This is a genomic window from Scytonema hankhaensis NUACC26, assembly GCF_045865695.1.
GTDB lineage: Bacteria > Cyanobacteriota > Cyanobacteriia > Cyanobacteriales > Nostocaceae > Scytonema.
On the sequence record NZ_BAACAP010000175.1, the window covers coordinates 23,231 to 43,455 of the forward strand.

23 protein-coding genes and 3 pseudogenes are annotated in these 20,225 nt (G+C 41.2%); 19 read left to right on the plus strand and 7 right to left on the minus strand.

Going from position 1 to position 20,225, the window contains the following annotated elements; genetic code table 11:
* The first annotated feature begins 220 nt into the window (after positions 1–220).
* From ACKTT2_RS15740 to ACKTT2_RS15760, 5 genes are all read left to right on the plus strand, one after another.
* Positions 221–1,159: an NAD-dependent epimerase/dehydratase family protein gene (locus ACKTT2_RS15740; RefSeq protein ID WP_407888469.1), complete on the plus strand. Its 939-nt coding sequence runs from the start codon at positions 221–223 to the stop codon at positions 1,157–1,159.
* Between the two features lie 19 nt (positions 1,160–1,178).
* Positions 1,179–1,583 (plus strand): hypothetical protein, encoded by a 405-nt coding sequence (locus ACKTT2_RS15745; RefSeq protein WP_407888471.1) that lies wholly within the window; start codon positions 1,179–1,181, stop codon positions 1,581–1,583.
* A gap of 18 nt (positions 1,584–1,601) precedes the next feature.
* The gene (locus ACKTT2_RS15750) at positions 1,602–2,135 is read left to right on the plus strand and encodes a hypothetical protein (protein ID WP_407888473.1); all 534 of its coding nucleotides are present in this window, start codon (positions 1,602–1,604) and stop codon (positions 2,133–2,135) included.
* A gap of 112 nt (positions 2,136–2,247) precedes the next feature.
* Positions 2,248–2,529, plus strand: a complete 282-nt coding sequence (locus ACKTT2_RS15755; protein ID WP_407888475.1) for a hexameric tyrosine-coordinated heme protein — start codon at positions 2,248–2,250, stop codon at positions 2,527–2,529.
* Positions 2,530–2,596: 67 nt separating this feature from the next.
* Entirely contained in the window at positions 2,597–3,277 is a 681-nt protein-coding gene (locus ACKTT2_RS15760) for an alternative oxidase (RefSeq protein WP_407888477.1), read from the plus strand.
* An 11-nt stretch (positions 3,278–3,288) separates the two neighbouring features.
* Here ACKTT2_RS15760 and ACKTT2_RS15765 read toward each other — a convergent pair whose 3' ends face one another.
* Complete coding sequence (locus ACKTT2_RS15765) at positions 3,289–3,990, minus strand: Crp/Fnr family transcriptional regulator (RefSeq protein WP_407888480.1); 702 nt, start codon at positions 3,988–3,990, stop codon at positions 3,289–3,291.
* Positions 3,991–4,375: 385 nt separating this feature from the next.
* Here ACKTT2_RS15765 and ACKTT2_RS15770 point away from each other — a divergent pair, with 385 nt between their 5' ends.
* From ACKTT2_RS15770 to ACKTT2_RS15805, 8 genes and pseudogenes are all read left to right on the plus strand, one after another.
* Positions 4,376–4,504, plus strand: a complete 129-nt coding sequence (locus ACKTT2_RS15770; protein WP_407888482.1) for a hypothetical protein — start codon at positions 4,376–4,378, stop codon at positions 4,502–4,504.
* Between the two features lie 54 nt (positions 4,505–4,558).
* The gene (locus ACKTT2_RS15775) at positions 4,559–6,100 is read left to right on the plus strand and encodes a GMC family oxidoreductase (protein WP_407888484.1); all 1,542 of its coding nucleotides are present in this window, start codon (positions 4,559–4,561) and stop codon (positions 6,098–6,100) included.
* Positions 6,101–6,232: 132 nt separating this feature from the next.
* Positions 6,233–6,826, plus strand: a pseudogene (locus ACKTT2_RS15780) (FAD-binding protein); the annotation flags it as partial.
* Between the two features lie 192 nt (positions 6,827–7,018).
* On the plus strand, positions 7,019–8,293 hold the full coding sequence (locus tag ACKTT2_RS15785) for a glycoside hydrolase family 10-like protein (protein ID WP_407888486.1): 1,275 nt from the start codon (positions 7,019–7,021) through the stop codon (positions 8,291–8,293).
* 11 nt (positions 8,294–8,304) lie between these two features.
* Positions 8,305–8,859 carry a hypothetical protein gene (locus ACKTT2_RS15790; RefSeq protein ID WP_407888488.1) on the plus strand — a complete coding sequence of 185 codons (555 nt, stop codon included), beginning with the start codon at positions 8,305–8,307 and terminating at the stop codon, positions 8,857–8,859.
* Positions 8,860–9,361: 502 nt separating this feature from the next.
* The gene (locus ACKTT2_RS15795) at positions 9,362–10,822 is read left to right on the plus strand and encodes a GAF domain-containing sensor histidine kinase (protein WP_407888490.1); all 1,461 of its coding nucleotides are present in this window, start codon (positions 9,362–9,364) and stop codon (positions 10,820–10,822) included.
* A 258-nt stretch (positions 10,823–11,080) separates the two neighbouring features.
* Complete coding sequence (locus tag ACKTT2_RS15800; RefSeq protein WP_407888492.1) at positions 11,081–11,566, plus strand: PIN domain-containing protein; 486 nt, start codon at positions 11,081–11,083, stop codon at positions 11,564–11,566.
* Positions 11,553–11,762, plus strand: coding sequence for a hypothetical protein (locus ACKTT2_RS15805; RefSeq protein ID WP_407888494.1), 210 nt, complete (start codon positions 11,553–11,555; stop codon positions 11,760–11,762). Before ACKTT2_RS15800 ends, ACKTT2_RS15805 begins: the two co-directional genes overlap by 14 nt.
* Here the strand turns inward: ACKTT2_RS15805 and ACKTT2_RS15810 are convergent.
* Positions 11,726–12,031, minus strand: a complete 306-nt coding sequence (locus tag ACKTT2_RS15810) for a hypothetical protein (protein ID WP_407888496.1) — start codon at positions 12,029–12,031, stop codon at positions 11,726–11,728. The two genes, ACKTT2_RS15805 and ACKTT2_RS15810, sit on opposite strands and share 37 nt — an antisense overlap.
* A 43-nt stretch (positions 12,032–12,074) precedes the next feature.
* Between ACKTT2_RS15810 and ACKTT2_RS15815 the strand changes: the two genes are divergently transcribed.
* Together ACKTT2_RS15815 and vapC are read left to right on the plus strand one after the other, a co-directional pair.
* Positions 12,075–12,311, plus strand: a complete 237-nt coding sequence (locus ACKTT2_RS15815) for a type II toxin-antitoxin system VapB family antitoxin (RefSeq protein WP_407888498.1) — start codon at positions 12,075–12,077, stop codon at positions 12,309–12,311.
* A 64-nt stretch (positions 12,312–12,375) separates the two neighbouring features.
* Positions 12,376–12,696 (plus strand): annotated as a pseudogene (gene vapC / locus ACKTT2_RS15820) (type II toxin-antitoxin system VapC family toxin); the annotation flags it as partial.
* A gap of 50 nt (positions 12,697–12,746) precedes the next feature.
* On the opposite strand, the pseudogene ACKTT2_RS15825 reads toward vapC, so the two are convergent.
* Positions 12,747–12,906, minus strand: a pseudogene (locus ACKTT2_RS15825) (hydrogenase expression/formation protein HypE); the annotation flags it as partial.
* Positions 12,907–13,146: 240 nt separating this feature from the next.
* Here ACKTT2_RS15825 and ACKTT2_RS15830 point away from each other — a divergent pair.
* Complete coding sequence (locus ACKTT2_RS15830; RefSeq protein WP_407888500.1) at positions 13,147–14,553, plus strand: CHASE2 domain-containing protein; 1,407 nt, start codon at positions 13,147–13,149, stop codon at positions 14,551–14,553.
* 57 nt (positions 14,554–14,610) lie between these two features.
* Here the strand turns inward: ACKTT2_RS15830 and hypE are convergent, their stop codons facing one another.
* Positions 14,611–15,705 (minus strand): hydrogenase expression/formation protein HypE, encoded by a 1,095-nt coding sequence (gene hypE / locus ACKTT2_RS15835; protein ID WP_407888502.1) that lies wholly within the window; start codon positions 15,703–15,705, stop codon positions 14,611–14,613.
* Positions 15,706–15,892: 187 nt separating this feature from the next.
* The gene (locus tag ACKTT2_RS15840; protein WP_407888504.1) at positions 15,893–17,074 is read right to left on the minus strand and encodes an FAD binding domain-containing protein; all 1,182 of its coding nucleotides are present in this window, start codon (positions 17,072–17,074) and stop codon (positions 15,893–15,895) included.
* 215 nt (positions 17,075–17,289) lie between these two features.
* Between ACKTT2_RS15840 and ACKTT2_RS15845 the strand changes: the two genes are divergently transcribed.
* The 3 genes from ACKTT2_RS15845 to ACKTT2_RS15855 are packed head-to-tail and all read left to right on the plus strand — an operon-like array spanning position 17,290 to position 18,735.
* Positions 17,290–17,457 carry a hypothetical protein gene (locus tag ACKTT2_RS15845; protein ID WP_407888506.1) on the plus strand — a complete coding sequence of 56 codons (168 nt, stop codon included), beginning with the start codon at positions 17,290–17,292 and terminating at the stop codon, positions 17,455–17,457.
* Positions 17,458–17,470: 13 nt separating this feature from the next.
* A complete protein-coding gene (locus ACKTT2_RS15850) occupies positions 17,471–18,262 on the plus strand; it encodes a hypothetical protein (protein WP_407888508.1) in 792 nt (263 codons plus the stop codon).
* Complete coding sequence (locus ACKTT2_RS15855; RefSeq protein ID WP_407888510.1) at positions 18,259–18,735, plus strand: PIN domain-containing protein; 477 nt, start codon at positions 18,259–18,261, stop codon at positions 18,733–18,735. The genes ACKTT2_RS15850 and ACKTT2_RS15855 overlap by 4 nt, the downstream gene beginning before the upstream one ends.
* A 27-nt stretch (positions 18,736–18,762) precedes the next feature.
* Here the strand turns inward: ACKTT2_RS15855 and hypD are convergent, their stop codons facing one another.
* Both hypD and ACKTT2_RS15865 read right to left on the minus strand, forming a co-directional pair.
* Positions 18,763–19,881 carry a hydrogenase formation protein HypD gene (hypD, locus tag ACKTT2_RS15860; RefSeq protein ID WP_407888512.1) on the minus strand — a complete coding sequence of 373 codons (1,119 nt, stop codon included), beginning with the start codon at positions 19,879–19,881 and terminating at the stop codon, positions 18,763–18,765.
* The gene (locus tag ACKTT2_RS15865) at positions 19,868–20,155 is read right to left on the minus strand and encodes a HypC/HybG/HupF family hydrogenase formation chaperone (protein WP_407888514.1); all 288 of its coding nucleotides are present in this window, start codon (positions 20,153–20,155) and stop codon (positions 19,868–19,870) included. The genes hypD and ACKTT2_RS15865 overlap by 14 nt, the downstream gene beginning before the upstream one ends.
* Between the last annotated feature and the right edge of the window lie 70 nt (positions 20,156–20,225).

A 20,225-nucleotide genomic window follows, 5' to 3' on the forward strand; every position in this document is an offset into this window, starting at 1 on the left:
CATTCAAGCGCGCGAGCGCATCGTTGCAATCGGCAAAACGAGTGGCGTAGCCAAGATAACTGGAAAAAAGTTTAGTTGTAACTTTGCTTACATCTGGACAGTCAAGGAGGAAAAAATTGTGAGATTGGAGGTTTACATCGACACTGATGTTATGAAAGCCCTTTTAACATAAGTTAAATAAAAAGTCAATATTTTCTATGCTTTAACAGGAGGTTAGCAGATGAAGATTTTTATTGCAGGTGCAACGGGTGCGATCGGTCGTCCTTTAATCGCGCAACTGCTTGCCAAAGGATATGATGTGGTAGCGTTGACCCGTTCCACAGACAGAGCCAGAACTCTAGCCGAACAAGGAATAGAACCAGCGCTCGCAGATGTATTTGATAAGGATGCCATCAAAGCCGCTATTAAGAATGCTCAGCCAGAGATAGTCATCGAACAACTCACCTCCCTACCCAAAACCTATACTGGTGAGTCAATGAGTGCAGCAGGACCATTAAACCGTCGTCTTCGTTTAGAAGGAGGTGCCAACGTGCTAGCAGCAGCCCAAGAATCTGGTGTGCGTCGTTATCTGAGACAGTCGCTCGCATTCTGGGCAGTTCCTGGTATCGGATTGGCAGACGAAGAAGCACCGCTATCCTTGGATGCTTCACCCTCTGTTGCAGCAGATGCTCGCACAGTGAACGAGATCGAGTATCGTCTCCTCAAAACACCTAACTTAGAAGGAATTGCCTTGCGCTATGGCTTTTTCTACGGACTTGGAACCTGGTTTGCCCCTGATGGCGATGTTGCTCAACAGGTGCGACAGCAACAGTTCCCAATTGTTGGGAATGGTGAAGGTGTTTGGTCGTGGATTCATGTAGAGGATGCAGCGCTCGCAACTGTTGCGGCAGTAGAGCGGGGTAATCCTGGTATTTATCAGATTACTGACGACCACCCCTTGGAAGTGCGCGAGTGGCTCAGAGCCTTTGCCCGTTGGTTAAATGCACCTCCACCACCTCAGATATTAGTGGAACAGGCGCTACAAATGGGTGGTGCAGATGCTGTTTACTACGGTACTCAAATGCGAGGTGCATCGAATGCTAAAGCAAAACGCGAACTCAACTTTCAGCCTCGACTTTTGGAATGGATGGTTAACACTGCCGTTCCTGGTGCTAGTTAATAATATCAAGGAGAAAAAGATGAAGATTGCTCAATATGGAACAGCGATCGCGATCGCACACGCGATCGTCAATGGACTGCATGGTTTAGCACATATAGAAATCCCAGTTGCCCTCTCTCTCCTTCAGATCTCGTTTGTGGGTATTGTGATTTTTCTGATTCCTATCGTTGCTGCCGTGTTACTTTGGACACCTTTATACCGTATTGGTAGCTGGCTCTTGCTCTGTTCAATAGCTGGATCGCTTCTTTTCGCAATCTACAATCATTTGATTGTAATTAGTCCCGACCACGTGTCTCAAGTTTCCTTTGAAGGTTGGGGTCTACTTTTTCAAGTGACAGCCATTCTTATACTAATCGTAGATGGATTTGGTTGTTGGATTGGCATACGGGCATTGAAAACCCTCGACCAACCCTTGCTATCATGAGCTAGCTCAAGGAAATCGTTGGTAGAAATTGTCAGAGTAGATGTAGTTCATGGTTATGACGGTAGTCGTATGATTCTCACAAAAACAAAGACAACCACATCCCAAGTAGAAACCCTTGCTAAACTCTACCTGGAAAACAAACCAGCCGAAATTTCTGATGAAACCATCACCCAACTCTGTGACTGGCTTGCAGAAGAGTTCCACCAATTGCCTTTAAATCTACAATTTTCAGATTATATGCGTTATGCCAACGCTCTTGAGATGTTCGCCGATATTGAACAAGGTCATCTCTGGGTTTCTGCTGATAGTTACGATTCTGCCGTGTATCCCAATCCAATCTATGGGTTTATTTTTCAGGGAATGCACGATTATGACCACTACTTAACCCATAGCGACTTCAGCCTGGAAGGAGAAATTGTAGCTTACAACTTCACCGCAAAACGGGTTCCCAGTCTGGAAATTCAAAAAATTCTCTACTCCGAAATTGTGCTGCGATCGGCTGCTTACCTGTATCTGGGATATGCAGCTGCTCCTAAGATTGTATTTCCGTGAGCAAAGACAAATGAAGTAAAAATTTATCTGCTACGGGCTGCTACAGGCTGCGGTTCCATAACTTTTTTGTCTATCAATAATTCAAAACAACACTAACTGAGGAGATTTTGACATGGATAACGTAACTGCTCCAAATCATGTATCTACTGTAACACCACCCGAAGTTACATTGATCCCAAATAATTCACTACTGACTGACACACCTGAAGAAGGACGGCAACTCGCAGTCATCATGGCACGGCTAATTATCAAACTGACTCAGCCAGATGACGAAAAGCGCAAACAGTTACGAGAGGTTTATGGCAACGATGCTATGATGCTGATTGCCGTTGGACAGACCGTGGCGACGGAGTTTGCCACGATTGCTGCTGCTAATAACTACTGGCGTAAGTAGGGTACAAGTCACTCACTTTGCTCCAATTCAAAAATGGTCATATACTCTGATTTTGGAGGAATACAGTATGAAATTTTTGATTCGACTGATTGTCAGTTTCTTCGTATTCATCGTGGATATTGTGTATGGTAATCGTTCCTATGCTCGGTTCTATGTCTTGGAAACCATCGCCCGTGTGCCTTACTTTTCCTATCTCTCAGTGCTGCATCTGTACGAAACGTTGGGACTTTGGCGCAAAGCAGATTTGTTGAAAGTTCACTTTGCTGAAACTTGGAACGAACTGCATCATCTGTTAATAATGGAATCTCTAGGCGGTAACCGTCACTGGAGCGATCGCGCGATCGCTCACTCGATCGGAGTGATTTATTACTGGGTAGTTGTGCCGATCTATATGCTGTCTCCCAGATACGCTTACTACTTGATGGAACTGATTGAAAATCACGCCTACCACACCTACGACGAACACTTGAAAATGCATGAAGCGGAGCTAAAAACTCAAAGCGCTCCTCAGGTTGCCATCAACTACTACCGTGATGGGGATCTCTACATGTTTGAAGAGACTCAGTTTACATCCAATCATCGATTTCGTCGTCCTAAAATAGACAATCTCTACGATGTATTCGTCAACATCCGCGATGATGAATACGAACATGTGAGAACCATGGAAGCACTCCAGCTACCAGAAGCGCGGCAAACCTTTAAGAGTCCTCATACGGTGCTCGAACTGATAGCAGATAAAACCGATTGAACAAGCGTTGCTTAGACATCGAATTCACCTCGAGCAATCGCCTCTAACTTCGCTCGGTCTAATACCAAAATCTTGCCACCCCGATAATAGGTGACGATCGCCTCCATTTGCTTAAACAGTCGGACACATTCTTCATAGGTAATACCTATGCTGCGAGCAATTTGATAGTAGGGTAGGCGCGAGCGCACCTGTAATCCCTCTGCGGTCTCGTCTGTTCCCTCAGTCATTGCGGCATTTTGAATGAACTGGGCTAACCGCACGATCGCTCGTTCTGAAGCTAACCCATGTACGACTTGATGGAGTTGTTGGAGACGTTCGGTAAGGACAGCAATGATTTGCAATGCTACCTCTGGTGTGTTTTGGATCGTTTCTAGCAAAGCAGCGCGTTCAATTGTGAGAATCTGGCAGTCCTGCTGTGCCACTACGGTTGCAGGGGCAAGGTGATTGCCAAAGAGGGCAGGTGCGGCAAATAGTTCTCCGGCTGGTAACGTCCGCAAAATTGTTTCTTTACCCGTAGACCCAGTTTTCTTGACTTCAATTCTGCCACTGAAGACAGCAAAGAGTCGAGCCGGGAGGAGATCGCCCTCATGCAGAATTATTTCTCCACGCAAATATTGCTTAACCACAGCCCGAGCCTGCAACTGGACTAGCCGATCGCGATCGAGTCCAGAAAAGAGTAGAATTTGCTGGAGTTGTTCAACCGTGGCATGCATCGCTAAACTCTCAATCTTGATTTCTTCTCTAATTTATCGGTTTTAGTGCCAACTATGAGCTAGATCGAAGAAATTGTCGCTCGTAACTGTCAGACTAAAGGTAGTTCAAGGGAGGGTTAGTGATATGACACTCACAGCCTATCTCTATCTAAAATATGCAGCGGCTCCTAAAATCGTCTTTCCATAGGAGCTCACAGAGGTAAGTATTATGCACAACTGTCCTTACTGTTCTTATCCACTACTACGGCACATTCAGCACCACGAAATTTGCTGGTTCTGTTCTCACTGTTGGACAAAGGTGCCTGTCCTCTCTGAAGTATTGACCCAGCAATCTTATATGCAGTTCAAGAATTCTAATTAACCTTGAAATGATAGGAGATCGACTATGCTATCCCCCTCAAGCTATGACGCTGGAGTAACCGTTAACCTACAGGAATTGGCGGATTACACAAAACCTAGAGTTACTCGCAAAGCATTAGCAAAAGATGAACAGAACAATTTCTCATTACTGTGAACAAAAGTCTCAGTTGCAGTTCTTAAAGTAGTTAAATTTACAAGCGAGGGTATCATGATTCACTATGATTATATTGTGATTGGTGCTGGTTCAGCTGGCTGTGTGGTTGCTAACCGCCTGACAGAAGACTGTGAAACAACCGTATTATTGCTCGAAGCGGGAAATCCCGATACGAAACCAGAGATTCACATCCCATTGGAATGCACCCATTTACCAGGCACTGAAGTGGACTGGGGCTACTTCTCTGAACCAGAACCGTATCTCAACGAGCGCAGAATCTTTTGCCCGCGTGGTAAAGTCCTGGGTGGCAGCAGTTCGATTAATTTCCTGGTGTATATCCGGGGTAATCCTCACGATTATGACCACTGGCAGGAACTCGGAAATCCAGGTTGGAGCTATCAGGATGTCTTGCCTTATTTCAAGAAATCCGAACACCAGCAACGCGGTTCTGACCCATATCACGGAGTGGATGGAGAGTTGAGCGTCACTGATGTCGCTTCTCCTGCTCCAATCTCTCAACACTTTATAGACACAGCCATAACACTGGGATATGACTATAATCCTGATTTCAACGGGAAGCAGCAAGAAGGGGTGGGACCAATTCAATTGACCGTCAAAGATGGCAAACGACACAGTGCGGCAGTTGCATTCTTAGTACCGATTCTCGACCGTCCGAACCTAACGGTGCAAACGGGTGCGTTAGTAACACGGCTGTTGTTTGAGGGGAACCATACCGTTGGGGTGGAATATTTGTATGAAGGAACACTGCATCAGGTTAGGGTGAATCAGGAAGTGATTTTAAGTGCTGGTTCGTTCGACTCACCCAAGCTGCTGATGCTTTCTGGTATTGGAGATGCAGCACAATTACAAGCAATGGAAATTCCGGTTGTCGTTGATTTGCCTGGTGTGGGTCAAAATCTGCAAGACCACATTCTCATTCCGGTGTCCTACGAGGCAACTCAGGATTTACAAACGGCAGCGACCAGTAATGGAATTGCTGAAGCTGGATTGTTTGTGCATAGCAAGATTAATCAGGGAATAGCACCAGATTTAGAACTAATTTTCGGTCCGATTTTGTTTGCTCCTCCTGGCTATCCCAATTCTGGTATAGGCTTCACGGGTATAGTTGCTTTGGTTCATCCTGAAAACGTTGGCAGTGTCAGTTTGCGATCGCGTGACCCGAAAGACGCCCCCGTAATTCGACTGAACTATCTGCAAAGTCAATCCGATTTGCAAAAGTTCGTTGCTGGGGTTAAGTTGATGCGTCACTTGTTTCAGACCAGTGCATTTGATGAGTTTCGCGGTCGGGAAGTCTCTCCTGGTGCGGACGTTCAAAGCGATGATACCCTCGCTGCTTATGTCCGAGAGAACTGCGGGACAGTCTTTCATCCAATCGGCACTTGCAAAATGGGTACCGACCCAATGGCAGTTGTCGATTCTCAACTTCGGGTACGTGGGGTCGAGGGCTTGCGTGTCGTCGATGCATCAATCATGCCAACGTTAAACACGGGACATACCAATGCGCCCACCATTATGATTGGCGAAAAAGCAGCCGATCTGATTAAAGTCGCAAGATTGAAATCCCAGTCTTGTTAAACTATAAGTTATACCTCATCGGGTAAATAGACCACAGTCGCAGGGGCGTAAGGTATTGCGCCCTTGCAAATAGTGTGGCTCCTTATCAGCGAAAACTGCTGTAATTCATAATATAAAAACTTTAAAACCCCTATGCTCACCCAAAACAAACAACAACGCAACTGGAAACCTATCATCAAGCAGTTTGAAGCAGTACTTGGCAAAAATGGCGTGGTGCAACGTCGTGAAGAATTGATTACTTATGAATGTGATGGACTCACTAGCTATCGCCAACGTCCAGCTATTGTAGTACTGCCCAGAACTACAGAACAAGTGGCAGAAATTGTGAAGATATGCGATCGCAATTCCATCCCCTTCATCGCTAGAGGTTCTGGTACTGGCTTATCTGGTGGCGCGTTACCTGTTGAAGATTGCGTTTTAATTGTGACTGCCTTAATGCGTCAAATTCTCAATATAGATCTACAGAATCAACGTGTTGTCGTACAACCAGGGGTAATTAACAATTGGGTGACACAAGCAGTCAGTGGTGCTGGTTTTTACTACGCTCCCGACCCCTCAAGTCAAATTATTTCTTCCATAGGTGGGAACGTTGCAGAAAATTCAGGTGGAGTGCATTGTCTGAAGTACGGCGTCACCACCAACCACGTTTTAGGGTTAAAAGTTGTCACTCCTGACGGTTCAATTGTGGATTTGGGAGGACAAATACCCGAAATGCCCGGTTACGATTAAAGCGCTATATGATGTCACTTTCTCATCAGTTATTAACGTTACAAAATTTTTTTCTATCTTCGTGGTATTTTATAAAAGATTTGTAAATATTTTATTCAACCTATTGCAAAAATCATTTCTTCAGATAAAACCATAGAAGTAAGCAGTAGGAGGACAACTTCCGCCGATCGCGATCGCACTATAATTCAGATGTATCGTTTTATTCACCACAAGTTCAATTATTTTATTCTTTTAGGGTTAATCCTAAGTCTATTCATATTTTCTTCACCTTCTACCTCAATTTCTTTTCAAAGTCAATACTATTCACCTCAAACAGCAGAAATCCGAGGTGTTTGGTTAACTAATGTCAGTAGCGGTGTCTTATTTATGCCTTGGGGTATTAACCGTGCTTTAAACCAACTTTCTGCATTTAAGTTTAATACGGTTTATCCTGTAGTTTGGAATAGAGGACATACTTTTTATAAAAGTCACCTTCTTAAACAAGAGATAGGGATAGAAACACAACCTTTAATAGGGATAATGCACGGTGGTAAAGATATTTTAGCAACGATCGCAAAACTTGCCTCTCAAAAAAAATTACGTGTTATTCCCTGGTTTGAGTATGGATTGATGTTACCTGCTCAATCAGAATTAGCAATACATCATCCTGATTGGTTAACAACACAACTTTCTGGAGATGAATTGGTAGATGATACTCTTCACAATGTACAAACGAACACACCAAAACCATCTTTTTGGCAACAGTTAATTAGTATAACTACGCCTAAAAAGCAAGTTTGGTTAAATCCCCTTCATCCAGAAGTTAAAGACTTTATTAAAGGCTTAATTTTAGAAGTTGTTACAAATTATGATATTGATGGAATTCAACTGGATGACCATTTTGGCATGCCAGTTAAGTTAGGTTACGATTCCTTCACGAGCGGTCTTTATCAGCAAGAACATCAAGGTAAAAATCCACCATCCGATCCTTTCGATCCAGAGTGGATGCGCTGGCGTGCCGATCAAATAACCATTCTTATGCAAGAAATTGTTCGTGCTGTCAGAAATGTGAAACCTAACATAAAAATATCATTGTCTCCTAATTCACACAGATTTTCGTATAAACACTATTTACAAGACTGGGATACTTGGGTAAAAACTGGTTTGGTAGATGAGTTGGTTTTACAAGTGTACCGCAGTGACAAAAACAGCTTCTTGGCTGAACTCTCACAACCAGAAGTACAAAATGCACGCCAAACAATTCCAGTGAGTGTAGGGATATTAACCGGAATTTGGACGAATCCAGTTAATATCCAGCAAATTACAGAACAGGTTAAGGTTGTGCGAGAGCAAAACTTTAATGGTGTTTCCTTTTTTTACTGGGAAAGTTTGTGGAGTTATATGACTCCTGACTCTCCAAAACAGCGCCGCAAAGCTTTTTTGGAATTGTTTCCTGTAGCAGAAAAGAAAATTCAAGAAGATTAGATAATAGTTTGATGCATTCAGAGAAATTTACATTACAATGGGCGATCGCAACTTTTGGCGGTTTCCTGATAAGTTTGTTGTTGATTGAAATTGGTGAAAAATCAGATCTTAATGTCTTTCAAGGAGCTGTAGGTGGACTTAGCATCGCATTACCTCAAGCTTTCGTTCTGAGAGGACGCTTGAAAAACCCTTGGTTATGGGTATGGACAAGTCTGGCTGGTTGGATTTTTCTGACGACTGCAGGGATTGGTGCGGTTGGTTGGATGGTATTGTCAACCCAAGTTCTTATCCTGAGAGTTGTCTATGGTGTCATTTTAGGAACATTAGCAGGATTGAGTATGGGTTTAGCTCATTGGTTTGCCATCCAACAGCATAACCCTCTTGCATTGCAATGGGTGTCGATTAGTGCAGTCAGTTGGGCGCTAGGAGTAGGGATTGGTTCGACTGTGGGCTGTTTACTCTATCACTTGACGCAGTTGTTTTTAGGCGAAGTGGTTGGTTTGGCTGTGACGTGGTTTGTGGTAGCTGTCTTCACAGGAGTTTATGGCGGGAAAATTTTCAGGTGACGGGAGTGGCGATTGGCGATTGGGCATCTCCAGGAATTAATTATGCATTATCCGAAAGCCTTGGTAGGGGCGCAAGGCATTGCGCCCTTACATCTTCCTTACATCTTTTGCCAGAGATGTCTATTGGATATCGTTAAAGTTATTTAATTCCTATTCTCTATTCCCTAATCCCCAATCCCTTATCCCCAGTCCCTAGTCCCTATTATTACAGATTGTAAATTTTCTGAGCAATTTATTATCTCCGTACCGACACTATGTGCAAGAATTAAGTACTACAAAATTTTAAAAAATAAATTTTAGTAAATTAATGTAAACTTGCAAGCACGTTTTTTCTCTACTCAGGGGATATTTTTTCGTCTCAGCACTAGCTTGGTTATGTTTTTCATACAAAGTAGCGACAGATAGAAGTATCAATAAGCAGAGGCTGAAAAGTCTTTGCAGTGATTTTGGTGCAAAAATGCGTTTTCTACTAGAATATCTACGATAGAGAGCGCTTAATGTATTGTCAGCAACACCAGATAAGGTCTCTCGCATGAGTATCAATTCATCGGAATCAACTGTAGAGTTAACACAACTGCCATCAGCAGTTCGTCAACGAGTCCCAAAGCTAGACAAAAAAAACACCAACAAGCAGTTTACACATAGATTTCAGGATTCGATTGTGCAATATCAAACTGAGAGGGAGTCCGTGCTAGAAGCGATCGCACAACGGATTGGTCAACGTGAGGATTTGAAGACTACTCTCGATGAAACAGTGAGAGACTTGAGAAGGTTTTTAGGATGCGATCGCGTACTCGTTTATCGATTAGAATCAAATATGACTGGTGTTATAGCCGTAGAAGCAAGCGTTACCCCTAGTTCGCTGCTAGGGAGAGCGATCGCAGATCCTTGCTTTGCCAAAAAATATTCAGAACGATACAACAGACGCTGCATTCAAGTCATAGAAGACATATATGCAGCCGGGTTAGCACCGTGCTACATCAAGCTATTAGCTTCCATGGAAGTCAGAGCCAATATAGTTGTTCCAATTCTATTTAAGCAAGAATTATGGGGACTGCTAACGGCTCAACAAAGCAATCAACCGCGTCAATGGCAACAAACAGATATAGACTTACTCAAACAAGTTGCAACGCACTTAGAAATAGCTGTTCAACAGGCTGAATTGCAACAGCAAGTAGAGAAATTACAAGTTCAGCTTGAAGAGCAAAAAAAAGAGTCAGAAAAACTAGAACGTTTAAAACAAGAATTTCTCAGAACACTTTCTCACGAACTAAAAACGCCGATCGCCAGTCTTCATCTTGCAGTACAAACGATGGAAAATGTTCTCAAGCAAGAAGGTTTGCTTGAGGTAGAAATGGTTCCCCAACTATTACATATCCTTCAAAAAGAGTGTCGGCGCGAAAGTAAGTTAATTAATGATTTGTTATCGCTAACATATTTAGAAGCAGAAATCGAACCTTTGACTTTAATTCCTATTGAGCTACAAAGCTGGCTTCCTACAATTGTTGAGCCATTCCGAGAACTTACAAGCTGTTACCAACAGCAGTTGGAGCTAAATATAGCTGACGATATTCCTTTATTGGAAACAGAGCTAGCAGACTTAGAACGTATTCTTACAGAACTCTTAAATAATGCTTGTAAATTTACGCCTAGAGGCGGAAAAATTATAGTTTCGGCTCTCAAGATAGTAGATGCAGTGGTGCTCAGCGTGAGTAATTCTGGAATAGAAATTACAGCGATCGAGCAGCAGCGAATTTTCGCTCCCTTCTATCGGATTCCCAATGACGATCCTTGGAAATATAGTGGAACGGGATTGGGACTGGCTTTAGTGCAGAAACTAACCAAGCATATGGGAGCATTTATTGATGTAGAGAGCACATCACATCAAACAACTTTTACGTTGAGATTTCCACACTATGATGAAAGAGAAGCTATACTGAACAAAAGAAACTTCGGTTCTTAGTCATATCACTAGAAGTCAGTACCCCGTACTAAAGTAACGGGGCTTCGTGCATCGGAATTTTAATGATGAAATTATACAACTTACCCGCAACAACCTAGTGTTATATTAGAAGCTCTTGAACACGCGCTACTTCTTATGTTGATGTGGCGATGAATCGTCAACCACTCGCGTTACTCGGCAAAACATCCTTACTGACTGTGTTGAAGCAAATTGCCCAAGGTATGGAAAAATTAGGATAACCTCGAAGATGTTGATACAATGGCTAAAAAGTATAAAATATATCTCGATGTGTGTTGTTTAAATCGTCCATTTGACGACCAAGCACAGTCGCGGATTCGCTTAGAAGCCGAAGCAGTTTTAGAAATTCTTAGCCGTTGTCCAACGGGAGAATGGGAATTATTGAGTAGCACAGCCTTAGAATCAGAGATTGCTAGAACCCCAGATTTAAGTAGGAGAGAGCAGGTACAAGAAGCGTTAGCTATTGCTCAACAGAAAATTTTAGTAAATTCTAAAATTTATAAGCGAGTCATAGATTTAACAAATTATAATATTAAAAATTTTGATGCACTTCACATTGCTTGTGCAGAAGGTAATGCTGATATTTTCCTGACAACCGATAACCGTTTATTATCTAAAGCATTAAGCTATAGAAATAACTTAAACATTGTTGTTGCTAACCCAATGGTTTGGTGGGTAGAAGTTACTACTAATCTTTTAGAAGGAGAAGAAAATGACTCCAATTGAATTATACAGAAAAGGATTTAAGGCATTGGTAGATGCTTTGGGATATGCCGATGCTATCCGGTTTATTCGTCAATTTGACTCAGGCAGTGGAGATTATACTGCTGAGCGTCATCAATGGCTTGACTCCCTGACGTTGGATGAAATCTTAGCAGATATTTCTCAACGGCAGAGTAATGATAACTTTGGGGAGTCATAGCGATTGAGTACTGTACAAGATGCCTTTTTGGCAGATGCCAAACAAAGCGCTTGTCCCTCTATAAGAATTTCTCCATTTTTATCCATTGCGGCTTTGAGATTGTTTGCTTGTTTATTAATTTTTTTCTTTGGATTTTGTCTAATGATTTCTGCTACTTGTTCTGGAGTATATATTCTGATTTTACCTTCTATTTCTAATTCCTGTAGTGCTTGCCAAGCTACTTTAAGAATTTTGAGGAACAACTTGAATCCCTCAAATAGAATAGACATAAGACGACATTGTCCCTAAAATCAGTTCTCCCATTGTCAGCTTATGCAAATCACTCTCAACCTCGACGAAGCCCTTCTTAACGAAGCCTTCAAACTTACCAACCTTACTACTCAAGAAGAACTGCTTAATCTTGCTCTACAAGAACTTGTGCGCTCGCGAAGTGGCTCTTCTGGAGGATCGTGTAGCAAGAGGAACCTTCTCGACCTCGCCGGACAAATACAATTTACCCCGGATTTCGACCACAAAGCTCTGCGTGAAACTCGTCATGTTGCTGATTGATACATCTGTTTGGATTGCCGTCTTTCGCAATCGCACAGGTCAAGTACGCTAGCAACTTGAAACCCTAATTGCCGATCGTCAAGTTTTCCTCACTCGATTTACTCAGCTTGAACTTCTTCAAGGTAGCCTGAACGAGCAAGAGTGGACTATCCTATCTACGTACCTTGCAACACAAGATTACATTGAACTTACACCTCATTCCTGGCAATCGGCTGCTCGCATTTACTATGACCTGCGCCGCCAAGGACTGACCGTTCGTAGCCCGATTGATTGCTGTATTGCTCAAGCTGCTCTAGAGAATAATTTCCTCTTGATTCACAACGATCGTGACTTTGAAATCATTGCCCAAGTGCGAGCGCTCCAACATTTTCGCTTTCAACTCTGAGTCTCTTCTGCAAAACACTGTTGATGATGCAGTAAAAACTGTTCTAATAGTCAACAAATCCTTGGTAACTGCTCGCCAACGAGCATATCAATAATGCGTTCAGCACCAAAGACTGTTTTTAACAAGACAATACCTGGAGGTGAAAGAAATTACTTCGCCAATTATACAAGCATCTTTACCTGCTGGGCGAGACTGCATAGCAGATAACAATATCTACGTATAAATATGTATTAATTAAGATTAGTATATGTAGTTATGGAATGGTTATAGTTTTTGACTCTTTTTTTATTTCCTAAATAGAAATCCGGATTAAACTCTATAAATAAAGAAAGATTATTAAAATACTACTTAATTACGTATTTGTGCTTACTCAAATCAAATTAAGTTTCACTATATTGATGAAGTAACAGCACTTTCCACTTGCTCTGTTCGCGTTAGCATTACTTTTTCATGAACAATGATACCCGTGTAAAAACTATTCTAATTCTGGCAGCAAACCCTGCAAGCACTTCTCGTTTGCGGCTTGATGAAGAAGTACGGGAAATTGAGGAAGGATTACGGCGAGCTAACAAACGAGAACAGTTTAAGCTAGAACAGAAATGGGCAGTGCGCCAGCGAGACTTTTATAGGGCAATACTCGATTATCAACCTCAAATAGTTCATTTTAGCGGACATGGCACAGGGGAAGATGGAATTGTTTTAGAAAATGACATAGGACAGGTAGAGTTGTTGTCAGCTGCAGAGCTAGGAAGTATGTTTAAGCTGTTTGCTCTAGAGAGTGTTGAATGTGTTGTCCTGAATGCTTGTTATTCAAAAACGCAAGCTGAAGAAATTAGCCGATCTGTCAACTACGTCATTGGGACAAATCGGATAATTGGCGATCGCTGTGCTGTTACTTTGGCGACCGCATTTTATGACGCTTTAGCCGCAGGGAAAAATATTCCGTTCGCTTTTGAATTGGGTTGTTCTCGCTTAGTTGGGCTAAAAGAACACCAAACTCCCATACTTCTTATAAACCAATCCATTGCTCCAATACCAAAGAAAACCCGCAAGCGCATTTTCATTAGCTATAAGCGGAATGTGGAACCGGATGAACCTGTGGCTTTGCAAGTCTATAAAGAACTATCCCAGCATCACGATGTTTTTATTGACCAAAAAATGTTGGTAGGTACGCATTGGATTGACTACATAGAAACAAAAATTTGTCAAGCTGATTTTTTCATTGTCTTTTTTTCAGCTTGGTCAGTCCATAGCGAGATCGTAGAGTGGGAAATCCGCAAAGCATACGAGTTGGCACAAATCCAAGGGGGAAATTATCGCCATCCCGATCGCCTTGCGCCAGAAGTCACGCTCACACAAATGTTAACCGGATCTGTAGACCCCAAGTTAGTCAAAGACCGTCTGGTAATTGTCGGTACTAAAACCCCCAGCCTTCATCCTGGTTTTTACACCCCCTACACTGCATTACCAGACCAACCAGCAAGAACGTCGCCAGCTTTGATTCACGCACAGGTAGCAAGTCATATCATCAGTGTAGTTCTGGATGGGCGACTTCAGATTCAATACCTTTCCGAGACGATTGAAATTATATGGATATATACTGTAGCGCTGATGGGAAGTGTTCTTGCATCCCAAGTGCAAGATCCATTGAGACTCAAGCTGCTACAAGGTATTGCTGTGTTTAGTGTAGTAGGAATAGGTTTCGGTCTTTTCCAACTAGGAGTGTGGATGCCAATAGTATCGCTAGTATCTGTTTTAATAATTAGTGGTACATATGTAAAAATTTACGTACATATAAAATTTAAGTTCAATGTCATTTGGTTGAATAACAAACTATTTAAAAATCTTATTAGGTAAGTAATTTGAAGCTTCGCAATTCTGCCATTACTATTTGAAGTTATATCTATAACTAAGTCAACAAATCCTTGGTAACTGCTCGCCAACAAGCATATCAACAATGCGTTCAGCACCAAAGACAGTTTTTAACAAGACAATACCTGAAGGTGAAGAAATTACTTCGCCAATGATACAAGCATTTTTACCTGCTGGGTGAGTCTGCATAGCAGATAACACTATATCCGCATGCTCGCGTCTGACAACTACCACTAATTTACCTTCATTTGCTAGATACAAGGGGTCTAAACCCAAAATTTCACAAACACCCTTGACTTCTTCTCGAACTGGTAAAGCTTGCTCATCAAGACGGATTCCCACTTGCGAACTGACAGCAAATTCATTTAATACTGTGGCTAAGCCACCTCGCGTTACATCTCGCATGGCATGAACATCAGGACAGACACTTAAGATAGCATCGACTAAACCATTCAAGGGCTGACAATCACTTTCAATCTGAGTATCTAACGCTAATTCTCCGCGAGCAATTAAAATTGCTGTGCCATGATTGCCCAATTCACCATTTACAATGATTACATCTCCTGGTTGAAGATTGCGGGCTGAGATGGTGACTCCTGCGGCGATCGCACCAATACCAGCAGTATTAATAAACAATTTATCTACAGCACCACGATGTACAACTTTTGTATCGCCTGTTACAACTTTTACACCAGCTTCTTTAGCAGCAACTTGCATACTTTCTGCAACACGCCGTAAAGTTTCTACAGCTAGTCCTTCTTCTAAAATTACGCTGCAACTGAGGTACAAGGGTTTAGCACCACTCATGGCTAAATCGTTGACTGTTCCATTGACAGCCAATTTGCCAATGTCGCCACCAGGAAAAAATAAAGGATCTACAACATAAGAATCCGTCGTAAAAGCCAGTCTATCTCCATATTGTAGTAGATTGGCTAAATTGAAACTTGCTTGATCTTCTAATTGAGAAAGAATAGGATTGTCAAAATTTTTCACAAAAATATCGTTAATTAAATCGCGCATAGCTGTACCGCCACTACCATGTGCGAGGGTAATGTGAGTATCTGTTACTTTACGGCGAGACGATTGGACTTTTGGCGTGAAGGATGGCTGTCCTGAATTTGCCGAGGAAAAATTCATATTAAATTATGTTTAAGTTAGTAAGGAATGTCCCAAGAAATAAATTACCCCAAATTGTGGAACGGGCGTCCTCGCCCGTTCTATATGAGTGGCGGGCGAGGACGCCCGCACCACAAGAAACAAAGCATATTATCGCCATTCGATGTTGGTGGGCAATACCTATGCTACTAAAATCGTATTATTGAAGCTACTTAGGGGTAACGAATGACGAAGCGTTAGAAAGTCCCAGGCGGTTGCTTAAAGTTACTCCCAAAACTCTTAAGTAATTCCCTAACGCAAGTTGGGTTATTTGCCAACTTTTCAGCGCTTCTACTACATCACCACGAGCTTCCTGTAACTCGTGTACAAGTTCAACAGCATTTGTCACAGCTTTGGAAGTAGCAGCATCTGTATGAGGACGAATTAAAAATGCTGCATCACCGATTAAACACACCCGTCCGAAAGCCATACGGGGTACTGATAAATCGTAGATTGGTTGAATCAATGGTTTTTCTGTCAGTTCAAACAAATGCTGAAAAACGGCTGGTAAAAACTTCTTTGCTTCTACACGGCGCTGTTGCATGACTTTTTCTGTCACGTCTGCTTGAGGCAAGTAAAATTTTTGTACAGTATCTCGATCGCTGTCCATCACTTCAGATAATTCTTCTACAGGAACATGAAAGTACCAAAGCCAGTTGAAGCGTCGCTTTCCGACCTCTAGTTCCCCATTCTCTCCCGGCACTACATAACAAGTTGCTTGCATACTAGGTCCGTTATAGAATGTGAAGTTGTGAGCCAAAAACTCTGCAACTTCAGGCACAAGAATGCTTTCATTTATCATTCCTCGCCATGCAACATACCCTGCATATTGGGGAACGGCGTCTGGTAGTAGTTGCTGACGAATCATAGAACTTGTGTCAGCCTCAATCAGTAGATCGCACTCCTCTTCTTGCCCATCTTCCAAACGCACTGTTACGCAGTTATCATTCTGTTCAAAACTAACAATTTTGTTTCCTTGATGGTAAAACTCATGTGGAAAACTTTTCCTGAGTTGATGATGGAGCATATCCCAGGAAATCATGACTTGTGGTGTTGCTTCTTCCCAAATTATGCTGCCATCAATCGATAGAAACTGTTGCTTCTTAGACAGAACACTTACTGTTTCCGTTGTTGTCAAACCATGTTCTGAGAGAAAGCGATCCATTTCTAATTGGACAACAGAGCCTGCATCCCAGCTTTGCAAGACATCAGGCAATTGTTCAAAAATTCTCACATGACAACCAATGTGTCGCAGTGCCAAGCCCGCACACAAACCACCTATTGAACCACCAGATATAATGACGCGCAAAGGCTGAGAATTTCGATCCGCGAAGCCCTGATTCTCTGACATGGGGTTATCTATTTAAGGTCTTCGATAGAGTATACGTCATAACCTGATGGTAAGATCTGCCGAATGTTGGTACTTGTTAGCGTTATTGACACTAGAGGTAAAGTGGAATCTTTTGTACCGAAATTAGGTAATTGGTTAACTACAATGGTGTAACTAATTTTAGTTGCAAAAAATCTTTTTTGGCAGATAATGGAAGTAAGCAGTCTGGAGTTCCTATGACCCGTAGAGAGAAATTAATTGAGCGGTTTCTCAGTCGTCCTAAAGATTTTACATGGGAGGAATTGGTCAGCTTGCTTTCTGGGTTTGGTTTTGAAGAAGCCAGCACAGGGAAGACTGGAGGATCGAGGCGGCGAAAAATTCTCAAAATGCTAACAAAACATTAATAGGAGGATACTCATGTCTCTCTTAGCAGAAGATCCTATTCAAGTCAAGAATTATATCACCAAAAGTCACTCTGATACGCACAAGGAAATAGTAGAAGTAACCAAAGAACTAGAGGCTATATTTCACTCTGGTTGCTGTGTTGATATTCCACGAGAAGAAATGATTGATTCTTTAACAAAAATGATTCAATTTAAAAATGAAGGGTTAGAGGATTTATTAGAAAAAATAAAGTTACTAAGTATTCTACAAAATCACATTGATGATACTAAAAATAGCTGTAAACACCAATCATCTAATGAAGTTAGCCAGACTCTTGAACAGGTAGAAACAAGCCTCAAAAAAATCAAATTTGAATTTATTTTGTTTTTACCTTTACTTACGATTCAAGCTGAAGTTCAAGATGAAAGTAGATGGCTAGAAAATTTAAATACAGCTTTACTAGAGTTACTTCATTTGGTAGAATCTAGATTTCCAGTAGAATCACTTAGTTTATTTAAGATTGTTAAAGAAATTTTAGAAAATTTAGCTTCAGAAACAGTAAATAATTGGAAGCCTAACCACGAATTTCAAAAAACAATAGTACATGATTATGCTTCTCAAATTAGAATTGTGGCAAGAGCTATTTTATGGGAAATTAATAATAATAGAAAATTTAATAGTATTAAATTTAAAACAGTTGATGAGCTTTTTGAAGATTGGGAGAAAACCTATAGTGAAGATGAAGTGACAAAATCGCTAGAAATCTTTGAAAAAGGAATTAACGAAGAAAGAAGAAAACGAGGTGGGCGAACTATTTTCTCATGAAAACAAACCTTATTCTTTTAGATTCTGGACCACTTGATTGGATAATACATGGAACTAGTAAGAAAGAAACAGTGATTAGATGTCAACAGTGGTTTAGAAAAATATTAACTACTTCTATAGTTTATTTGCCTGAGATAACAAATTATGAAGTTCGTAGAGAATTAATTCATAATAAGTTAGAAAAAAGCATAGAAAGATTAGACAAACTTAAAAGTTTTGAAAATATAAGATATGCACCCATAACAACAGAAATAATGCTCAAAGCCGCAGGATTATGGGGATGGGCACGCAGTACAGGTCAGCAAACTGCAGGAGAAGAAGCACTTGATGGAGATGTGATTCTAAGTGCAACAGCAATAATTATGTCTCAGAACGAAGGAAAAACAGTAATAATTGCAACTACTAATGTAGGTCATTTACAAAGGTATCATACAGACACAAAACATTGGGAAGATAAATTTTGGTTTATATAAAAGATAAAAACATTTATCTTTTATACTTCATAGTTTCCCGAACATTTTTGAAAAGCGACCGTACTTGTAATATGCCGCACAAGCACCTTCTGAAGATACCATGCAAGTTCCAATGGGTGTTTCTGGAGTACAAGCCGTACCAAAGACTTTACATTGCCAAGGTTTTAAAACTCCTTTGAGAATTTCTCCACACTGACAAGCCTTATGGTCAGCCACTTTAAGATTGGGTATGGGAAATTTTACTTCTGCATCAAATTGAGCGTAGTCAGAACGAATTTTTAAGCCAGAATAAGGAAGATCTCCTAACCCACGCCACTCAAAATTTTCTCGCACTTCAAAAACTTTGTTTATGGCTGCGATCGCAACATCATTCCCAGTTTTTTCTACTAATCGATTATATTGATTTTCGACTTCACAACGATTTTCTACTATTTGCTGTAACAGCATCCAAACGGATTGAAAAATATCTATAGGTTCAAATCCAGAAATAACAATCGGTTTATAATACTTTTGACAAATAAACTGATAAGGGTCAGTCCCTATAACCATACTGACATGACCCGGACCGATAAAACCATCAAGTTGTAAATCTGGATTATTTAATAATGCTTTCAGAGCAGGAATCACAAGAACGTGATTGCAAAACATACTAAAGTTATGAATCTCTTCAGATGCTGCTTGCAACAGAGTCAAAGCTGTACTAGGGGCAGTTGTTTCAAAGCCTAAAGCAAAGAAAACAATTTCTTTATCGGGGTTTTCCCGTGCAATTACCAAACTATCTAGTGGCGAATAAACCATACGGATATCCGCACCTTGTGCTTTAGCTTGCAACAAACTTGCTTTTGAACCAGGAACTCGCATTGTATCGCCAAAGGTTGTTAAAATAACATTAGGATTTTGAGCGATCGCAATGGCATCATCTAGCCTTCCCTTTGGCATGACACAAACAGGACAACCAGGACCGTGAATTAATTCAATATTCTTAGGTAAGATGTCCTCAATACCATATTTAAAAATAGAATGAGTATGCCCACCACAGATTTCCATAATCTTGATAGGCTTTTTTAGCTGTTGTGATAATTTTTCTATTTGTTTGAGTAGAGATAAAGCTTTTTTAGGTTCTCTAAATTCATCAACGTATTTCATAAGGGTTAGTTGTTAGTAGTTGGTTGTTAGTTGTTAAATTTGCCAGTTCTTCTAAGAGTTGGATGGTTTGGGCTGCTTCTTGTTCGTTAATTCTACTCATGGCGAAGCCAACGTGAACGAGTACCCAATCTCCAACGCAAGATTCAACTGGATGCTGTGCGTCAATAATACAAGCAATATTGACTTGGCGCTTGACACCACCAACATCAACAACAGCTAATTTTTTCTCAATATCTGTGATTTCTATAATTTGACCGGGGATTCCCAAACACATTTTGTTTTCCTTATTTTTGTAGGGTGGGCAATGCCCACCATCATTGTTTATTGGTAGGCATTGCCCACCC

Coding starts and splice junctions, on each gene's coding strand:
- ACKTT2_RS15765 (WP_407888480.1), bottom strand. CDS start 3,990: ATGCATGCCACGGTTGAACAACTCCAGCAAATTCTACTCTTTTCTGGA.
- ACKTT2_RS15810 (WP_407888496.1), bottom strand. CDS start 12,031: ATGTCTATTCTATTTGAGGGATTCAAGTTGTTCCTCAAAATTCTTAAA.
- ACKTT2_RS15815 (WP_407888498.1), top strand. CDS start 12,075: ATGCAAATCACTCTCAACCTCGACGAAGCCCTTCTTAACGAAGCCTTC.
- ACKTT2_RS15805 (WP_407888494.1), top strand. CDS start 11,553: ATGACTCCAATTGAATTATACAGAAAAGGATTTAAGGCATTGGTAGAT.
- ACKTT2_RS15755 (WP_407888475.1), top strand. CDS start 2,248: ATGGATAACGTAACTGCTCCAAATCATGTATCTACTGTAACACCACCC.
- ACKTT2_RS15800 (WP_407888492.1), top strand. CDS start 11,081: ATGGCTAAAAAGTATAAAATATATCTCGATGTGTGTTGTTTAAATCGT.
- ACKTT2_RS15790 (WP_407888488.1), top strand. CDS start 8,305: ATGCATTCAGAGAAATTTACATTACAATGGGCGATCGCAACTTTTGGC.
- ACKTT2_RS15840 (WP_407888504.1), bottom strand. CDS start 17,074: ATGTCAGAGAATCAGGGCTTCGCGGATCGAAATTCTCAGCCTTTGCGC.
- ACKTT2_RS15770 (WP_407888482.1), top strand. CDS start 4,376: ATGCTATCCCCCTCAAGCTATGACGCTGGAGTAACCGTTAACCTACAG.
- hypE (WP_407888502.1), bottom strand. CDS start 15,705: ATGAATTTTTCCTCGGCAAATTCAGGACAGCCATCCTTCACGCCAAAA.
- ACKTT2_RS15775 (WP_407888484.1), top strand. CDS start 4,559: ATGATTCACTATGATTATATTGTGATTGGTGCTGGTTCAGCTGGCTGT.
- hypD (WP_407888512.1), bottom strand. CDS start 19,881: ATGAAATACGTTGATGAATTTAGAGAACCTAAAAAAGCTTTATCTCTA.
- ACKTT2_RS15845 (WP_407888506.1), top strand. CDS start 17,290: ATGACCCGTAGAGAGAAATTAATTGAGCGGTTTCTCAGTCGTCCTAAA.
- ACKTT2_RS15865 (WP_407888514.1), bottom strand. CDS start 20,155: ATGTGTTTGGGAATCCCCGGTCAAATTATAGAAATCACAGATATTGAG.
- ACKTT2_RS15855 (WP_407888510.1), top strand. CDS start 18,259: ATGAAAACAAACCTTATTCTTTTAGATTCTGGACCACTTGATTGGATA.
- ACKTT2_RS15760 (WP_407888477.1), top strand. CDS start 2,597: ATGAAATTTTTGATTCGACTGATTGTCAGTTTCTTCGTATTCATCGTG.
- ACKTT2_RS15830 (WP_407888500.1), top strand. CDS start 13,147: ATGAACAATGATACCCGTGTAAAAACTATTCTAATTCTGGCAGCAAAC.
- ACKTT2_RS15740 (WP_407888469.1), top strand. CDS start 221: ATGAAGATTTTTATTGCAGGTGCAACGGGTGCGATCGGTCGTCCTTTA.
- ACKTT2_RS15745 (WP_407888471.1), top strand. CDS start 1,179: ATGAAGATTGCTCAATATGGAACAGCGATCGCGATCGCACACGCGATC.
- ACKTT2_RS15850 (WP_407888508.1), top strand. CDS start 17,471: ATGTCTCTCTTAGCAGAAGATCCTATTCAAGTCAAGAATTATATCACC.
- ACKTT2_RS15785 (WP_407888486.1), top strand. CDS start 7,019: ATGTATCGTTTTATTCACCACAAGTTCAATTATTTTATTCTTTTAGGG.